This is a genomic window from Serratia sp. C2(1) (assembly GCF_036352655.1).
GTDB classification, from domain to species: domain Bacteria; phylum Pseudomonadota; class Gammaproteobacteria; order Enterobacterales; family Enterobacteriaceae; genus Serratia; species Serratia inhibens.
Genome location: NZ_JAZFBA010000001.1, coordinates 2,399,147 through 2,415,476 on the forward strand (window position 1 = coordinate 2,399,147; position 16,330 = coordinate 2,415,476).

At 57.9% G+C, this 16,330-nt stretch carries 13 protein-coding genes; 8 read left to right on the plus strand and 5 right to left on the minus strand.

All coding sequences use genetic code 11. The features are described from left to right. Positions 1-66 precede the first annotated feature (66 nt). The 5 genes from gstA to infA all read left to right on the plus strand — a co-directional run bounded on the left by gstA (position 67) and on the right by infA (position 5,448). A complete protein-coding gene (gstA, locus tag V2S86_RS11245) occupies positions 67-684 on the plus strand; it encodes a glutathione transferase GstA (RefSeq protein WP_330762470.1) in 618 nt (205 codons plus the stop codon). 177 nt (positions 685-861) lie between these two features. Beyond that, a complete protein-coding gene (cydD, locus tag V2S86_RS11250; protein WP_330762471.1) occupies positions 862-2,628 on the plus strand; it encodes a heme ABC transporter permease/ATP-binding protein CydD in 1,767 nt (588 codons plus the stop codon). 2 nt (positions 2,629-2,630) lie between these two features. After that, entirely contained in the window at positions 2,631-4,379 is a 1,749-nt protein-coding gene (cydC, locus tag V2S86_RS11255) for a heme ABC transporter ATP-binding protein/permease CydC (protein WP_330762472.1), read from the plus strand. 18 nt (positions 4,380-4,397) lie between these two features. After that, the gene (gene aat / locus V2S86_RS11260) at positions 4,398-5,123 is read left to right on the plus strand and encodes a leucyl/phenylalanyl-tRNA--protein transferase (protein ID WP_330762473.1); all 726 of its coding nucleotides are present in this window, start codon (positions 4,398-4,400) and stop codon (positions 5,121-5,123) included. Positions 5,124-5,229: 106 nt separating this feature from the next. Then, complete coding sequence (infA, locus tag V2S86_RS11265) at positions 5,230-5,448, plus strand: translation initiation factor IF-1 (RefSeq protein ID WP_002211347.1); 219 nt, start codon at positions 5,230-5,232, stop codon at positions 5,446-5,448. A gap of 214 nt (positions 5,449-5,662) precedes the next feature. Here the strand turns inward: infA and clpA are convergent, their stop codons facing one another. Continuing rightward, positions 5,663-7,942 (minus strand): ATP-dependent Clp protease ATP-binding subunit ClpA, encoded by a 2,280-nt coding sequence (clpA, locus tag V2S86_RS11270; RefSeq protein ID WP_006320858.1) that lies wholly within the window; start codon positions 7,940-7,942, stop codon positions 5,663-5,665. A gap of 27 nt (positions 7,943-7,969) precedes the next feature. After that, complete coding sequence (gene clpS / locus V2S86_RS11275) at positions 7,970-8,290, minus strand: ATP-dependent Clp protease adapter ClpS (RefSeq protein WP_004928347.1); 321 nt, start codon at positions 8,288-8,290, stop codon at positions 7,970-7,972. 357 nt (positions 8,291-8,647) lie between these two features. Here clpS and cspD point away from each other — a divergent pair, with 357 nt between their 5' ends. Next, entirely contained in the window at positions 8,648-8,869 is a 222-nt protein-coding gene (gene cspD, locus V2S86_RS11280; RefSeq protein ID WP_004942590.1) for a cold shock-like protein CspD, read from the plus strand. Positions 8,870-9,004: 135 nt separating this feature from the next. Here cspD and macB read toward each other — a convergent pair whose 3' ends face one another. Together macB and macA are read right to left on the minus strand one after the other, a co-directional pair. After that, positions 9,005-10,951, minus strand: coding sequence for a macrolide ABC transporter ATP-binding protein/permease MacB (macB, locus tag V2S86_RS11285; RefSeq protein WP_330762474.1), 1,947 nt, complete (start codon positions 10,949-10,951; stop codon positions 9,005-9,007). Continuing rightward, positions 10,951-12,063 carry a macrolide transporter subunit MacA gene (gene macA, locus V2S86_RS11290; RefSeq protein WP_330762475.1) on the minus strand — a complete coding sequence of 371 codons (1,113 nt, stop codon included), beginning with the start codon at positions 12,061-12,063 and terminating at the stop codon, positions 10,951-10,953. The genes macB and macA overlap by 1 nt, the downstream gene beginning before the upstream one ends. Before the next feature lie 410 nt (positions 12,064-12,473). On the opposite strand from macA, the gene V2S86_RS11295 reads away from it, so the two are divergent. Continuing rightward, positions 12,474-13,424, plus strand: a complete 951-nt coding sequence (locus V2S86_RS11295; protein WP_330762476.1) for a VirK/YbjX family protein — start codon at positions 12,474-12,476, stop codon at positions 13,422-13,424. Positions 13,425-13,437: 13 nt separating this feature from the next. Here V2S86_RS11295 and V2S86_RS11300 read toward each other — a convergent pair whose 3' ends face one another. Then, positions 13,438-15,102, minus strand: a complete 1,665-nt coding sequence (locus V2S86_RS11300; protein WP_330762477.1) for an ATP-dependent endonuclease — start codon at positions 15,100-15,102, stop codon at positions 13,438-13,440. A gap of 192 nt (positions 15,103-15,294) precedes the next feature. Between V2S86_RS11300 and V2S86_RS11305 the strand changes: the two genes are divergently transcribed. Continuing rightward, entirely contained in the window at positions 15,295-16,191 is an 897-nt protein-coding gene (locus V2S86_RS11305) for a lysine exporter LysO family protein (protein ID WP_330762478.1), read from the plus strand. The last annotated feature ends 139 nt before the right edge of the window (positions 16,192-16,330 follow it).

Consider the following 16,330-nt stretch of genomic DNA (forward strand, 5'->3'; position numbering starts at 1 on the left):
TTCTGCAGGCAACACCGGCGGCATCCTGTCGGTTAAGCGATATCGCTTTTTGCCTCAGGAACTCTCATGAAACTCTATTTTGCACCCGACACCTGTTCGCTATCCCCGCATATAGTCCTGCGGGAGCTGGAATTGCCGTTTGAACTTATCCGGGTGAATAACCGCAGCAAACGCACCGCCGACGGCCATGATTTTTACCGGATCAATCCCAAGGGTTACGTCGCGGCCCTGATGCTGGAAGATGGCCGCATGCTTACCGAAGGCACAGCCATCGTGCAATATCTGGCGGATTTGCGCCCTGAAGCCGCGCTGGCCCCTCCCTGCAATGCCTTCGAGCGGGTGCGTTTGCAGGAATGGCTGAATTTCATCACCGCCGAGATCCACGCCGGAGCCAGCCCGCTATTCAATGCAACCCTGCCGGAAGCGGTCAAACGTCTGTTTCGCGACAAGCTGCGCCGCCGCCTCGATTATGTCGCTCAGGCGCTGGACGGGCAGAGTTTCCTGTTGGGCGAACGCTTTGGCGTGGCGGATGCCTATCTGTTTACCGTACTGCGTTGGATGGCCCAATTTTCCATCGAGTTAAAATGCTGGCCCTCGTTAACCCGGTATATGGCGCAGATCGGCCAGCGTGAATCGGTGCAGGCCGCCCTGGCGGCGGAAGCGGCCAGCCAGGAGGTGAAATAACTCTCGTGGCCAGAGTCTGTTATAGGGATATTTGACCGCTTTATTATTTTCAGTCTGCCGGGTGAAGAGGTAACATTGGCCTTCGCTTGTTCGCTTCAGGTTGAGGCAAACACTTTTTTTAACAGTACGTTAACCTTGCCTGTAACAACAGGCACCGGCGACGCAGACTCATATCTGATGAAAAAAACCAGACAGCAACAGTTAACCCGTTGGCTCAAAACTCAGAGCGCGTTGGCGCAGCGTTGGCTGCGCCTTTCCATGCTGTTGGGGCTGATAAGCGGCATTTTGATTGTCGTGCAGGCATGGCTGTTGGCCGCCCTGCTCCACGCCCTGATTATCGAACACGCCCCGCGTGAACAGTTGATCCCCTCGTTTATCTGGTTGGCCGCCACCTTCGCGCTGCGCGCGCTGTTGAGCTGGCTGCGTGAACGCGTTGGTTTTATCTGCGGCCAGGTGATCCGCCAGCGTATGCGCCGGCAGGTGTTGGACAAACTGCAACAGCTCGGCCCCGCCTGGATCCAGGGTAAACCGGCGGGCAGTTGGGCCAGCATCATCGTTGAGCAGATCGAAGACATGCAGGATTATTACTCCCGCTATCTGCCGCAGATGTATCTGGCGGTGTTTATCCCGTTGCTGATCCTGATAACCGTATTTCCGATCAACTGGGCCGCCGGCCTGATTCTGTTGACCACTGCCCCGCTGATCCCGCTGTTTATGGCGCTGGTCGGCATGGGCGCCGCAGACGCCAATAGGCGCAATTTTGTGGCGCTGGCGCGGCTGAGCGGCAATTTCCTCGATCGCCTGCGCGGGTTGGATACGCTGCGTCTGTTTAACCGGGCTGAGGCGGAAACCGCACAGATCGCCAAATCGTCCGAGGATTTCCGCAGCCGCACCATGGAAGTGCTGCGACTGGCGTTCCTGTCATCGGCAGTGCTGGAGTTCTTTGCCTCCATCTCCATCGCCGTGGTGGCGGTCTATTTTGGCTTCTCCTTCCTTGGCGAACTGAATTTCGGCAGTTACGGCACCGGCGTTACGCTGTTTGCCGGCTTCCTGGTGCTGATTCTGGCACCGGAGTTCTTCCAGCCGCTGCGCGATCTGGGCGCTTTCTATCATGCCAAAGCGCAGGCCGTGGGCGCCGCAGAAGCGTTGGAAACCTTCCTTGGCGCCGAAGGCGAGCAAAGGGGCACTGGCACGCAGGAGTTGAATACCGATGCACCATTGGCGCTAAAAGCGCAGGATCTGGAAATTCTGTCGCCGAACGGCGTGCTGCTGGCCGGCCCTCTCAGCTTCACCCTGCCTGCACATCAACGCATTGCCCTGGTCGGGCTGAGCGGCGCCGGCAAAAGTTCGTTACTGAATCTGCTGCTCGGCTTCCTGCCCTATCGCGGTTCACTGACGGTCAACGGCACCGAGCTGCGTGAGCTGGCGGCAGAAGGCTGGCGTCGGCAGCTCGGCTGGGTGGGACAAAACCCGCACCTGCCGGCGCAAACGCTACGGGAAAATATTCTGCTGGGCCACCCGCAAGCGAGTGAAGCTCAATTGCAACAGGCGGTGGAGCAGGCTTACGTCAGCGAGATCCTGCCGCATTTGCCGCTGGGTCTGGACACTGAGGTCGGCGATAGCGCCGCACGTCTGTCCGTCGGCCAGGCGCAACGCGTGGCGGTCGCCCGGGCGCTCATCAGCCCACGCCGTTTACTGTTGCTGGATGAGCCGGCAGCCAGCCTCGACGCGCACAGCGAGCGACGCGTCATGCAGGCGCTCGACGCCGCCTCGCATCAACAAACTACCCTGCTGGTCACTCACCAGTTGGAAGATACCGCAGAATACGACCAGATCTGGGTTATGGAAGGCGGGCGGATCGTGCAGCAAGGCGATTACGCCACGCTGAGCGCCCAACCTGGGTTGTTCGCCAATCTGATCGCACACCGCAGCGGGGAGCTATAATCATGCGCGTTTTGCTGCCGTTCCTGGCGCTATACCGTCGTCACAGCCTGCTGATCTGCCTGGGCATCCTGCTGGCCATCGTCACGCTGCTGGCCAGTATCGGCCTGTTGGCGCTTTCCGGCTGGTTCCTCGCCGCATCGGCGCTCGCCGGCCTGGCGGGCCTGTTTACCTTCAACTACATGTTGCCGGCTGCCGGCGTGCGTGGCGCGGCGATCTTCCGCACCGCCGGGCGTTACGCAGAGCGCGTGGTCAGTCACGACGCCACCTTCCGCGTTCTTTCTCATCTGCGGGTGTTTACCTTTAAAAAGATCCTGCCGCTGTCACCGGGCGGCATTGCCCGTTTCCGGCAGGCCGATCTGCTTAACCGGCTGGTGGCGGACGTCGATACGCTGGACCATCTGTATCTGCGGGTGATCTCGCCGCTGGTCAGCGCAGCAGTCGTGATCATCGTGGTCACCTACGGTCTCAGTTGGCTGGACAGCTCGCTGGCCCTGACGCTGGGCGGTATTTTGCTGCTGTTGTTGCTGCTGATACCACCGGTATTTTACCGCGCCGGCAAGCCGATTGGCGGCCAACTGACCGCCCTGCGCGGCCAGTACCGCACCGACCTGACCGCTTGGCTGCAGGGCCAGGCCGAGCTGGTGGTGTTTGGCGCAGTCAACGATTTCCGCGCCGATCTGGATGCCACCGAGCGGCGCTGGCAGCGTCGTCAGTGGCAGCAGGCTTCGTTGGGCGGAATGGCGCAAGGGGTGATGATTCTGGCCAGCGGCCTGACGGTGACGTTGTTGCTGTGGCTCACCGCCGGTGGCATAGGTGGCGATACCCAACCCGGCGCGCTGATTGCGCTGTTCGTGTTTGCCGCACTGGCCTCGTTTGAAGCGCTGATGCCGGTCGCCGGCGCCTTCCAGCACCTCGGCCAGGTCATTGCTTCCGCTACACGGGTGAAACAGGTTATTGATCGGCAGCCGGAAGTCACCTTCCCGGCCAACGGCCCGGCAGCCGGGAACGGCGCTGCATTAAGCCTGCAACAGCTCACCTTCACCTATCCCGACCAACCTCTGCCGGTGTTGCAAGACGTCACGCTGGAGGTTGCCGCCGGCGAACACATTGCGCTGCTCGGGCGCACCGGCTGCGGCAAATCGACCCTGCTGCAACTGTTAACCCGCGCCTGGAACGCCGATAGCGGCAGCATGCTGCTCAACGGCCAGCCGCTCAGCGCCTATGATGAAACTACGCTGCGCCAAATGACCACCGTCGTCAGCCAGCGAGTGCATATTTTCAGCAACACGCTGCGGGAAAACCTGCGCATCGCCGCCCCGGAAGCGGCCGATGAACAGTTACGCGACGTGCTGTGTCAGGTCGGGCTGGAAAAACTGCTGCAAAACGAAGGGCTGAACGCCTGGCTGGGAGATGGCGGCCGCCAGCTTTCCGGCGGAGAACAACGTCGCCTGGGTATTGCTCGCGCATTGTTGCATCAGGCGCCTCTGCTGTTGCTCGACGAACCGACCGAGGGTCTGGACGCCGAAACCGAACGGCAGATCCTGGCGCTGTTGCGCCGGTACTGTCAGGGCAAAACGCTGATCCTGGTGACTCACCGCCTGTATGGGCTCGAGCATCTTGACCGCATCTGCGTGATGGACGGCGGCCGGATTGTCGAACAGGGCGACCACCTTACCCTGATGCACCGGCAAGGGCGCTATGCCCGTTTCCGCCAGCGTATCAGTGGGATACCCCTTGAAAATGGCCTGTAGAGGACGCTGAGACCTTTTATGCGTATTGTTAAGCTGTCACCACAGTCACTCGCGTTTCCCTCGCCAGAGGGCGCGCTGCGCGATCCTAACGGGCTGCTGGCCATTGGTGGCGACCTGACGGCACCGCGTTTGCTGGCCGCCTATGAGCGCGGTATCTTCCCCTGGTTTTCGCCGGGGGAGCCCATTCTGTGGTGGTCGCCTGACCCACGCGCCGTATTGTTCCCGGCGCAATACCATATCAGCCGCAGCCTGAAACGCTTTCTGAGCGGCAATCCCTTTCGCATTACGCTGAACCACGACTTTGCTGCGGTGATTGCCGCCTGCGCCGATCGGCCGCATGAAGGCACCTGGATCGGCCCGGAGGTACAGCGCGCCTATTTGCATTTGCACCGCCTCGGTTTCGCTCATTCAGTCGAGGTATGGCAGGGTAAAGCCTTGGTTGGCGGTATGTACGGCGTAGCGCAGGGCGCGCTGTTCTGCGGTGAATCGATGTTTAGCCGCACCACAAATGCCTCCAAGTGCGCGTTATTGGCTTTTTGCCGGCATTTTGCCGCCTATGGCGGAGAATTGATTGACTGTCAGGTGCTTAACGCTCACACTGCCACGCTGGGAGCGAGAGAAATCCCCCGCCGCCAATTTTTACAGCAGCTCAGTAACCTTCAGCGCAAGCCGTTAGCACCGGAATGCTGGGCCGCGCAAGTCTTACCCCCACAGCAGGCTGAACCACCCTCCCCAACAAACTAATTTTGCGGAAACGGTGCTATGTTCACCGACACGTCTTTACATAATGTGGGTTTTTCGGCATTATCTTGCCGGTTAAAAACTAAGGTAGTTAGACCTAGAGGATTCGATGGCCAAAGAAGACAATATTGAAATGCAGGGCACCGTTCTTGATACGCTGCCGAACACTATGTTCCGCGTTGAATTGGAAAACGGGCACGTAGTAACCGCACATATCTCCGGTAAAATGCGTAAGAACTACATCCGCATCCTGACGGGCGACAAAGTCACTGTAGAGCTGACCCCGTACGACCTGAGCAAAGGCCGCATTGTCTTCCGTAGCCGTTAATCGGCTCACTCGTCGCCAGCCGATGGCGGCACCGAGGATGTAACCCCTCCGGAGCCCTTTCCGTTTACCCCCGTAGCAACGTTCAACATCGAGTTGCAAGAGCGCAGGTAAACCGAGAGGGCTCGCTCATTTCTGTAATGGTGATGACATACTTTCACCCATAAAAAAAGCGATGCCGAAGCATCGCTTTTTCATTATCTGGACTGGCCGGCCTTTAGTGCACCGCGCCTTCATCCGCTTTGCGTTTCTGCGCACTGAGGAAGTGGTACGTCAGTTTCTGGTTGTCCTTGTCCAGCTCGACTTTCACCGAGCCACCGTCCACCAGCGAACCGAACAGCAGTTCGTTGGCCAGCGGTTTCTTCAGGTTCTCCTGCATCACGCGCGCCATCGGACGAGCGCCCATCGCACGGTCATAGCCTTTCACCGACAGCCAGTCACGCGCTTCGTCGCTCACTTCCAGCGATACGCCCTTCGCATCCAACTGCGCCTGCAGTTCGACAATAAACTTATCGACAACCTGCTGGATCACCGTAGTCGACAGATGGTTGAACCAAAGAATGTTGTCCAGACGATTACGGAACTCCGGCGTGAACACTTTTTTGATCTCTTCCATCGCATCAGTGCTGTTGTCCTGCTGAACCAGGCCGATCGATTTACGTTCTGTTTCACGTACCCCGGCATTGGTGGTCATCACCAGGATCACGTTGCGGAAATCCGCCTTGCGACCGTTGTTATCGGTCAGGGTACCGTTGTCCATAACCTGCAGCAGCAGGTTGAACACATCCGGATGCGCCTTCTCGATTTCATCCAGCAACACGACCGAATGCGGATGTTTAAGCACCGCATCGGTCAGCAGCCCGCCCTGATCGTAACCGACGTAGCCCGGAGGCGCGCCAATCAAGCGGCTGACGGTATGACGTTCCATATACTCGGACATGTCAAAACGCAGCAGTTCGATATCCATCGCCTTCGCCAACTGCACCGTCACCTCGGTTTTCCCGACGCCGGTTGGCCCGGCAAACAGGAAGGAACCGACAGGCTTGCGATCGTGCCCCAGGCCCGCACGGCTCATTTTGATCGCTTCGGTCAGCGCTTCGATCGCCTGATCCTGGCCAAACACCAGCATTTTCAAACGGTCGCCCAAGCTTCTCAGCACATCGCGATCGCTTGCCGACACGGTTTTTTCCGGGATACGCGCAATACGCGCAACCACAGACTCAATGTCCGCAACGTTGACGGTTTTCTTGCGCTTGCTGATCGGCATCAGCCGGCTGCGAGCGCCCGCCTCGTCGATCACGTCGATAGCCTTGTCCGGCAGGTGACGGTCGTTGATGTACTTCACCGACAACTCAACCGCCGCACGCACCGCCTTGGCGGTATAACGCACGTCATGGTGCGCTTCGTACTTGGTTTTCAGACCGTTGATGATCTGAATGGTCTCTTCCGGCGTCGGCTCGGTAATGTCGATTTTCTGGAAGCGACGGGCCAGCGCACGGTCTTTTTCGAAAATGTTGCTGAATTCCTGATAGGTGGTGGACCCAATCACCCGAATCTTGCCGCTGGAGAGCAGCGGTTTGATCAAGTTGGCCGCATCCACCTGCCCACCGGAAGCCGCACCGGCACCGATGATGGTGTGGATTTCATCGATAAACAGGATGCTGCTCTTGTCCTGCTCCAGCTGTTTCAGCAACGCCTTGAAGCGTTTTTCGAAGTCGCCGCGGTATTTGGTACCCGCCAGCAGCGAACCTATGTCCAGAGAATACAGCGTGCAGTCCGCCATCACTTCCGGGACGTCGCCCTGCACGATGCGCCAGGCCAGCCCTTCGGCAATGGCGGTTTTACCCACACCGGACTCGCCGACCAGCAGCGGGTTATTTTTACGGCGACGGCACAGCACCTGAATAGCGCGCTCCAGTTCAGGATCGCGGCCAATCAGGGGATCGATACCGCCCACACGGGCCAACTGGTTGAGGTTGGTGGTGAAGTTTTCCATACGGTCTTCCCCTCCGGACTGCTCTTCGTTCACCGGGTTTTCCGCATTTGGCGCTTGGCCCGGCTCGTCTTTACGCGTGCCATGTGAAATGAAATTCACTACGTCAAGACGGCTGACGTCGTGTTTGCGCAGCAGGTAAGCCGCCTGCGACTCCTGCTCGCTGAAAATCGCCACCAGCACGTTGGCACCGCTGACTTCGCTGCGGCCGGAAGATTGAACATGGAATACGGCACGCTGCAGCACACGCTGGAAACTTAGCGTCGGCTGAGTGTCGCGCTCTTCTTCGCTGGCAGGCAGCGTCGGCGTGGTTTGTTCGATAAAGGCTTCCAGCTCCTGGCGCAATGCGGCCAGGTCCACCGTACATGCCTCCAGCGCCTCTCGCGCGGCAGGGTTGCTGAGTAATGCCAGCAACAGGTGCTCCACGGTCATAAACTCGTGTCTGTGCTCACGCGCTCTGGCGAAAGCCATGTTGAGACTGAGTTCCAGTTCTTGATTGAGCATAAGCACCTCCCCAATAGTTGCCAAAATCTAGGCTTTTTCCAGCGTACAGAGCAACGGATGCTCGTTCTCCCTTGCATAACGGTTCACGTGTACGACCTTGGTTTCCGCCACCTCGGCGGTAAAAACACCACAGATCGCCTTGCCTTGATAGTGGACCGTGAGCATCAGTTGCGTTGCACGTTCAATATCATAAGAAAAGAACTTTTGCAGAACGTCAATCACAAATTCCATCGGTGTGTAATCGTCGTTGTTAAGTATAACTTTATACATAGACGGCGGTTTTACCGCATCGATTTGTTTTTCTTCGGCCAAGTGTTCAAAGTTTAGCCAATCGTTGTTATTGCCCATTGCTGCTCATCTTCTCTGCTCTGTCCTCTGATATGGGGACGGGTTCCGGTTATTCAAAGTGGGGGATCATTACTATTTTATCATCTACGCCATCATCTCGCCGTACTGGAACGTGCGCAAAAAACTCTGACAAATTGTTACCGAACAATGTCAATAGCGTTAACTGCTTCAAACTTTGATGAACTGCCTCCTGCGGACAAAAGCCGATCCCTTGACGTGATGATCATTTGCTCTAGAGTGTAAATTCGTGAGCTGGCGGTCTTTTAACCACCCTGGGCTCATCTGCTACCTGCCTTTGGCGGGTGCGAATTCAGTTATTCATCTCACCTAAAATAGCGTTGCGAGGGATGTAAAAGCATGGAGACGGGTACTGTTAAATGGTTCAACAACGCCAAAGGGTTTGGTTTTATCTGTCCTGAAGGCGGCGGCGAAGATATATTCGCCCATTATTCAACAATTAAGATGGATGGGTACAGGACACTGAAAGCCGGCCAACAGGTCAGTTTTGACGTGCACCAAGGGCCAAAAGGGAACCATGCGAGTCTTATTGTGCCACTGGAGAGCGAGGCACTGGCCTAAACACGGGTGCAGAGCCTGCCTAAAGCAGTCCGCTAAAAATGCCAGCCGCCGTATGACTGGCATTTTTTATTATATCCCATCAATGTCGAGTGGCCGCTAACACCCTGCGACTTGAAATACGATGGGGTTAGATTATTACTCGCGCGCCAGCGCGTCAATCGGGTTAAGCCGGGCGGCACTGCGCGCAGGCAGATAGCCGAACACCACACCGATACCGGTGGAACACAAAAACGCGCTCAACAACGCCGCCGGCGGGAAGCTGATCTGCCAACCCGGCAGCACCAGTTGCACCAACAGCCCGATGGCAAAGGACAGCATAATCCCCAACGCGCCGCCAACCAGGCACACCAGCACAGCTTCAATCAGGAACTGCTGCAAGACATCGCCGGAGCGAGCCCCCACCGCCATACGGATACCAATCTCGCGCGTACGCTCCGTCACCGACACCAGCATGATATTCATCACGCCAATTCCGCCGACCACCAGCGAAATTACCGCCACCAACGTCAGGAATAACTGCAGCGTGCGCGTGGTTTTCTCCGCCGTCTGCACCAGACTGTCCATGTTATAGGTGAAAAAGTCTTTTTTACCGTGGCGCAACGCCAGCAGACGCGTCAATTGCTGCTCTGCCTCCTGGCTGCTGTAACCGTCACGGATACGCACGGTAATCGAATCGAAATAGGCGTTGCCCATCAGCCGATTTGCCATGGTGCTGTAAGGCACCCAAACGTTCAGCGTCTTGCTGCTGCCGAACATCGACTGCTTCTCCTTCGCTACCCCCACCACCGTCGCCGGCATATTGCCCACCAGCATCACTTCACCCACCACGTTTTTCTGATGCGGGAACAGCCGGCGCTGGGTATTAGCGTCGATCACCACCGTTTGCGCCTGCGATTGCACCTGGAACGGGTCAATGCCACCCCCCTGGGTGAAGGTCATGCCGTAAACGCGGAAAAACTGCTCGCTGACCCCGGTCACATTGGCCGCCACATCGACGTTGCCCAGCCGCAATCGCATGCTGCTGGCGATGGTCGGCGACAGCGCGCTGACATAGGGCTGCTCGCGCAACGCGTCGAGATCCTCATACTTCAACGACTGGCGGAAGGTCGGATCGTCGTCGCCGAAGTCCTTGCCGGGGTAAATGTCCACCGTATTGGTGCCGATGGATTTGATATCCGCCAACACCATCTGCTTGGCGGCGTCGCCGATCACCAGAATCGAAACCACTGAAGCGATGCCGATAATAATGCCCAGCATGGTCAGTGCGGTGCGCATTTTATTCGCCGCCATCGCCCGCCAGGCCATCACCAGCGCCTCGCGAAAACGGCCGGTCTTCTGCTGCCAGGACGGCGCGGGAGAAACCAGTTCCAACGGTTTGGCATTCGGATTGCTCTGCTGCACCGGGCGCGAGTCGGCAATGATCTCGCCATCGCGGATTTCAATGATCCGTTCTGCCTGCTGAGCGACAGCCGGATCGTGAGTAACGATAATCACCGTATGCCCCTGCTCACGCAGTTGCTTGAGGATAGTCATCACCTCTTCGCCCGAATGGCTGTCGAGGGCGCCGGTCGGTTCATCCGCCAGGATCACCTGACCACCGTTCATCAACGCACGCGCGATACTGACGCGCTGCTGCTGGCCGCCGGAAAGCTGGCTCGGCCGGTAGCTGACGCGTTCACTCAGCCCAAGGCGCTGCAACAGCGCGACCGCCCGTTCGCGCCGTGCCGCCTTGCCCAGCCCGGCGTAGACCGCCGGCACCTCCACGTTGTGCGCCGCACTCAGATGAGGCAGCAAATGGTATCTCTGGAAGATAAAACCAAAATGCTCACGCCGCAGCCGGGCCAACGCATCGCCATCCAGCGTCGCCACATCCTGGCCGGCCACCCGGTACACGCCGGCACTGGGCTTGTCCAGGCAGCCGAGAATGTTCATCAGCGTAGACTTGCCGGAGCCGGAGGCCCCCATAATGGCTACCATTTCACCGGCGTCGATGCTCAGGCTCACGTTTTTCAAGACGTCCACCGTCTGATCGCCCGACTGATAGCTGCGGCGGATGCCGCTCAGTTGCAACAGCGCCGCCATCAGTTGGCCTCCGAGCCGCCGCGGCTGACAATCACGTCATCCCCGATGCTCAATCCGCTCAGAATTTGTACGTCAATATTGTTACGCAGGCCGATGCTCACCTCGCGTTTCTCTTCCTTGCCCTGTTTCAATACCGCAACGTGGTACCGGTTATCGGCGATTTGATCGCCCAGCGCGGCCAGAGGAATGACCTGCGCCTGGCTGACCCCCGCCAGTTGAATATGCACCTGTGCCGTCATCTGCAGACGCAGCAACCCTTCGGGATTCGGCACTTCGAAACGCGCATAGTAAAAGATGGCGTTGTTGACCTTTTCCGGCGTCGGCTGAATGTCTTTCAGCACGCCGTCAAAACGGCGGTTGGGATCGCCCAGCACGGTAAACCAGGCTTTCTGGCCCGGTTTGAGGCTGATAACATCCGCTTCCGACACCTGTGCCTTCACCAGCATGGTGCTGAGATCCGCCAGCGTCAGAATGTTCGGCGCCTGTTGCGCCGCGATCACCGTCTGGCCTTGCAGCGTGGTGATCTGCACCACGTCTCCGTCCATCGGCGCTTCAATACGGGTAAACGCCAGATTGATTTTAGCGGTGTCCAGACTGGCCTGGTTGCGAGCAATTTGCGCATTGATGGTACCGACCTGCGCCTTCTTCACCGCAAGCTGCGTCGCCGCCTGATCCAGATCCTGGCGCGATACCGCTTGCAACTTCGCCAGTGCCTGATTGCGCTGCAGCGTCACCGACGCCAACTGCTGTTCAGCCTGGGCCTGTTGCAACTGAGCGTGCAGTTCACGCAGCGTCGCCTCGCCCTCGCGGATGCTGTTTTGCGCCTGCTGCGGATCGATCACGCCCAGTAACTGGCCTTTTTTCACTTTATCGCCAATCTCAACATACAGGCTTTCCAACTGCCCGCTGACCTGAGCGCCAACGTCAACCTTGCGCACCGCGTCAAGCTGTCCGGTCGCCAGAACGTTTTGCTGCAGATCCCGCTTGGCTACCTTCACCGTTTTAAACTGGGTTGGCGCCGGGTGGCTAAAATGCCAGATCGCCAACGCGGCGATCGCCGCCACGACGATCAGTGCGCTAACCCAGCGTCGCTTGTATCCTTTAAACATCATTGATGCCATCACCCTGTTGTTTTTTATTGATTATTTCAAATAACCCAGAAAGTTTTTCCGGCATCTTACCCGGTTTGGATCCGCTATTCATCATGCCCATAGCAAGTTGAACGGGATTATAACCGTCCCTATCTATGCACGCATTAAGGCAGAATTAAGAGCAAACAGTTCAGGGTAACTTACAGGAACAGATAAGGTTATCCCCGGCATGTCCTGCAATTTTACGGGTACTGTTTTGCGCAAGGGGCATTTTGGGCGGAAGAGAGGCTACATTGCCGCGCACAGTGCGGAGTAACTAAACATTAGCTCAACACAATGTGGAGACATCCTTGGTTACAGTTGGGCATTGAACTCCCGTTTAGCGAAAGCTTGCTGAAATAGCGCCATTCAATACTGCCAAGGATTTCATCATGTCTCAGCTCAGCTATCCACTCGTATCTGCACGCCCGCTCAACGGCTGGCAACTGATGACGGCGCTGATCAATGGCGATATGGCGCCGAGTAAAGCCTGGAAGAAAGCCTCATTCCGGCTGAAGTTTATCGGCCGCTCGCTGTTTAGCTGGCACACTACCGGTGCTCTGCTGAATACGCTGGCGTCCAATCCCCTGCTGGATGAGATTCTGAACGCTCAGCCCAATCTGCCCTGCAAACTGCATCGCCCCTATCTGGCGGCAAACATGAACAAGATCGAGTGCCTGTTCGCCCTGCGCGATCACTATGATCTCAGCGCACAGCGCATGCCGCTGAAAATGCGGATCGGTCACCTGAATAAACCTTTCGTGCTGGCCAGCGTCACCGGCAAAAACGGCGAACCGGTTTCGCTGGAACTGTCAGCCATCGATCACCTGAACAAAGAAGGGGAAACTACCCTGCTGCTGCGTAATGCCGCCGGCATTATGCTGGCGGAAATCACCTTTGCGCTGATGCACTATCAGCAACAGCCGACGCTGTTCATCGGCGGTTTGCAGGGAGCCAACCACCAGGTGCCGCACGCGGAAATCCAGCTCGCCACCAAAGAATGCCACGGGCTGTTTCCGAAACGGCTGGTGCTGGAAGGCATTTGCACGCTGGCGCATCATCTGGGCATCCGCCAAATAGTGGCAGTGGGCAATGCTACCCATATCTATCAAAACTGGCGTTATCACAGTAAAAAGAAAGACCAACTGCACGCCGATTACGATCAGTTCTGGCGCTCAATGGGCGGCAAGATGCTCGACAGCGGTTACTTCCTGCTGCCGGAACGCATCGCGCGCAAACCGATCGATGAGGTGGTCAGCAAGAAACGGGCAGAATACCGCCGCCGTTATCAATTGCTGGATGAATTGGAACAGGGAATGGCTGAACATTTCAGCCCCCGATAAGAGTGCCGGGCGCCTAATCCGCCCGCCCGCGCGCCAGCCAGATCACGCGCGAGAACATTTTCTTCAGCAGTGGCGGCACGGAATCGGTGCCCCATTCGCCGGCCTGCATCGCTACTTCAATAGCCAGATCGGGTTTCGAAGAGTGATGCACCGCCTTCAGGATCACCTTGCGTATCGGCATCTGAGCATTGATCGGCACAGAGGCGACGCGGTGATAGACCGGGCTGAACCCCTCGCGGAACATAAAGTGCTCCATATCCGGCGCCGGCAGCGCAGTCAGGCGGTCACGCTCGCTGTCGCCGTGGTTATCCAGCAAACTGCGCACGGTGTTGGCGTATTTCTTTCCGGCCTCGTCGCCGTCCACCAGCGCATGCCATTCAATGCCCATGCGCCGGGCAAATCTCAACAGCGGCTTCAGGCCGCACTGCGCGAATTCAATCACCCGCACCCCTTCCGCCTCAAAGTGATAGCCGCATTGGCGCGCCAGCTCACTCAACAGCCAAACCTCGGTCTCGCCTTCCACCAACAACCAACAGCGGGCAAACAACGATGACGGCCGGTTAAAACGAATATGAAAAGCGATGCGCCGCCCGTCTTCCGGCCCCAACCCGCGCGGGCCGAGACGGTAAGTGGCAACCCGCCCCGACTCGCGCACCAGCCGACAAACCTGCTCCACCGGCACCAGCGACACCAGTTCGCTGGAATTGGTGGTGGTGATGCGTTGCAACGGCAGCTGATTGAGCAGCCCCCAGGCTACCGACAGCATGATCGGGTGCAGCCGGGTTTCCGGGTCCTCCACCAACAGTAACGGCCGGGCGTGCGGATCCAACTTGACGTTGCCCTTGGCCTGTAACAGCGTAGAAAACATGCCCAGCAAAATCAGCCGCATGCTGCGGCTGTTCGGTTCAGCGACCATCCGGTTGATGCTGTCCAGCGAGCGCCACGCCTGCTGGTCCTGATCTTGATCCAAACGGTGGCTGCGCGGGCGCGCCACCTGCGATCCCTGCTCAGCGAAGTAGTGTTCCAGCAGTTGCTGCATCGCCGCCAGCCCCTGCCGCAATTCGCCATTGGTCAGCTTTTGCGGATTGCGCACCAGTTCGCGCGTCAGCTGATCCAACTGCCGGGCCAGCGCCTGATTATCCGCAGGGTGCTCGTCATTGAGCGTGCTGGGCCGCAGGCGACGAATAAAACGCGCATCGCGCAAACGCAATACCGGGTGTATACGGATAATGGCGTGCGCCAGCTGTTCAATATGGTGCAGTTGCATCGCATTGCCCTCGGCGTCCAAAAAACTGCGCCAGGTGCACACCGTATCGTCATCGGCCAACTCGCCTTCGCAACGGTAGTAAATACGGTTCAAATTATCATCGCCCTTGACCCACAGCGGCGACAGGTGGCGGTAACGGGGGAGATGAGAATGGCCGCGGTCTTTCTCGCAAAAGGTAAACACCACCTGCAAATACCGCTCTTTGGCCGCTTCTTCGCCGGGAGGGAAATGAAAGTCGTGCACTTCAAAACGGTAGAGCTTTTGCTCCGGCGCCAACAGCAGGGTCAGCGCGTCCAGCAGGCTGGATTTACCCCAGGCGTTTTCGCCGAGCAGCAGCGTGTTGTCATCCAGCATCAGGGACAGCCGATTAATGCCGCGGAAACCTACAATCTCGATACGCTCTAAGAACATCTGCCGCCTCCCGTGCGCGCCGTCACCGTCCTCAATGAAGGCGACCTTCCCAGAGCATGGTCAAAAAACCCCTTGCAGGTCAAGCAGACTGCGTCAAATCTGCCGCTTTACTCCGGCCATCGTTTTGGTTAGCGTGTGGGCCTTGCCGGTTATCCGCGCACCGCCTCCCGAACAAAGGACGTAAGCTTCACCATGTATTCAGGACTGTTGATTATTCTGTTACCGCTGATTGCCGGTTACCTCATCCCCTTACGCAGCCGCACATTACTGCAAGCCATCAATCGCCTGTTGAGCTGGATGGTATACGTCATCCTGTTTTTCATGGGCATCAGCCTGGCGTTTCTGGAGGATCTGAGCAGCAATCTGTTGCTGATATTCCAGTACGCAGCGGTGTTTTTCCTGTGTATTTTAGCCGCCAGCTTGCTGATGCTGGCGCTGTTGGAGCGTAAAATGCCGTGGCGCAACAGCCATAAACAAGAAAAGCTGCCTTCACGCCTGCATATGGCGTTGGAGTCGCTCAAGCTGTGCGGTGTGGTACTCGGTGGCTTCCTGCTCGGCCTGACGCAGTGGCCGTGGTTGCAGTTTGCCGGAAAGGGCAGTGAATACGCGTTGATTTTCCTGTTGCTGCTGGTGGGCATCCAACTGCGCAACAGCGGCATGACGCTGCGTCAAATCGTGATTAACCGACGCGGCATGATAGTGGCGGTGGTGGTGACGATCAGTGCACTGGCCGGTGGCGCGCTGGCGGCACAGTTGCTGGGGCTGCCGATCAAAGCCGGGCTGGCGATGGCCTCCGGTTTCGGCTGGTATTCGCTTTCCGGCATTCTGATCACCGACGCCTATGGCCCGGTACTGGGCAGCGCGGCCTTCTTCAACGATCTGGCGCGCGAGTTGGTGGCGATTATGCTGATCCCTACCCTGGTACGCCGCAGCCGCTCCTCGGCGCTGGGGCTGTGCGGAGCCACCTCGATGGATTTCACCCTGCCGGTGTTGCAACGCAGCGGTGGGCTGGAGATGGTGCCGCCGGCGATCGTGCACGGTTTCCTGCTGAGCCTTCTGGCGCCGGTGCTGATTGCCTTGTTCTCCTGATCGCTTCCGGGGGCTCTGCCCCCGGAAAACGTAATAATTCCCATCCGCAGAGTAAAATTGCGCTAAATCAAACTTACCCGCAGTAACCTCACAAAAGCCTTTTTAAGCCCCGGTTGCCGATCTATGCTCATAAACAAGC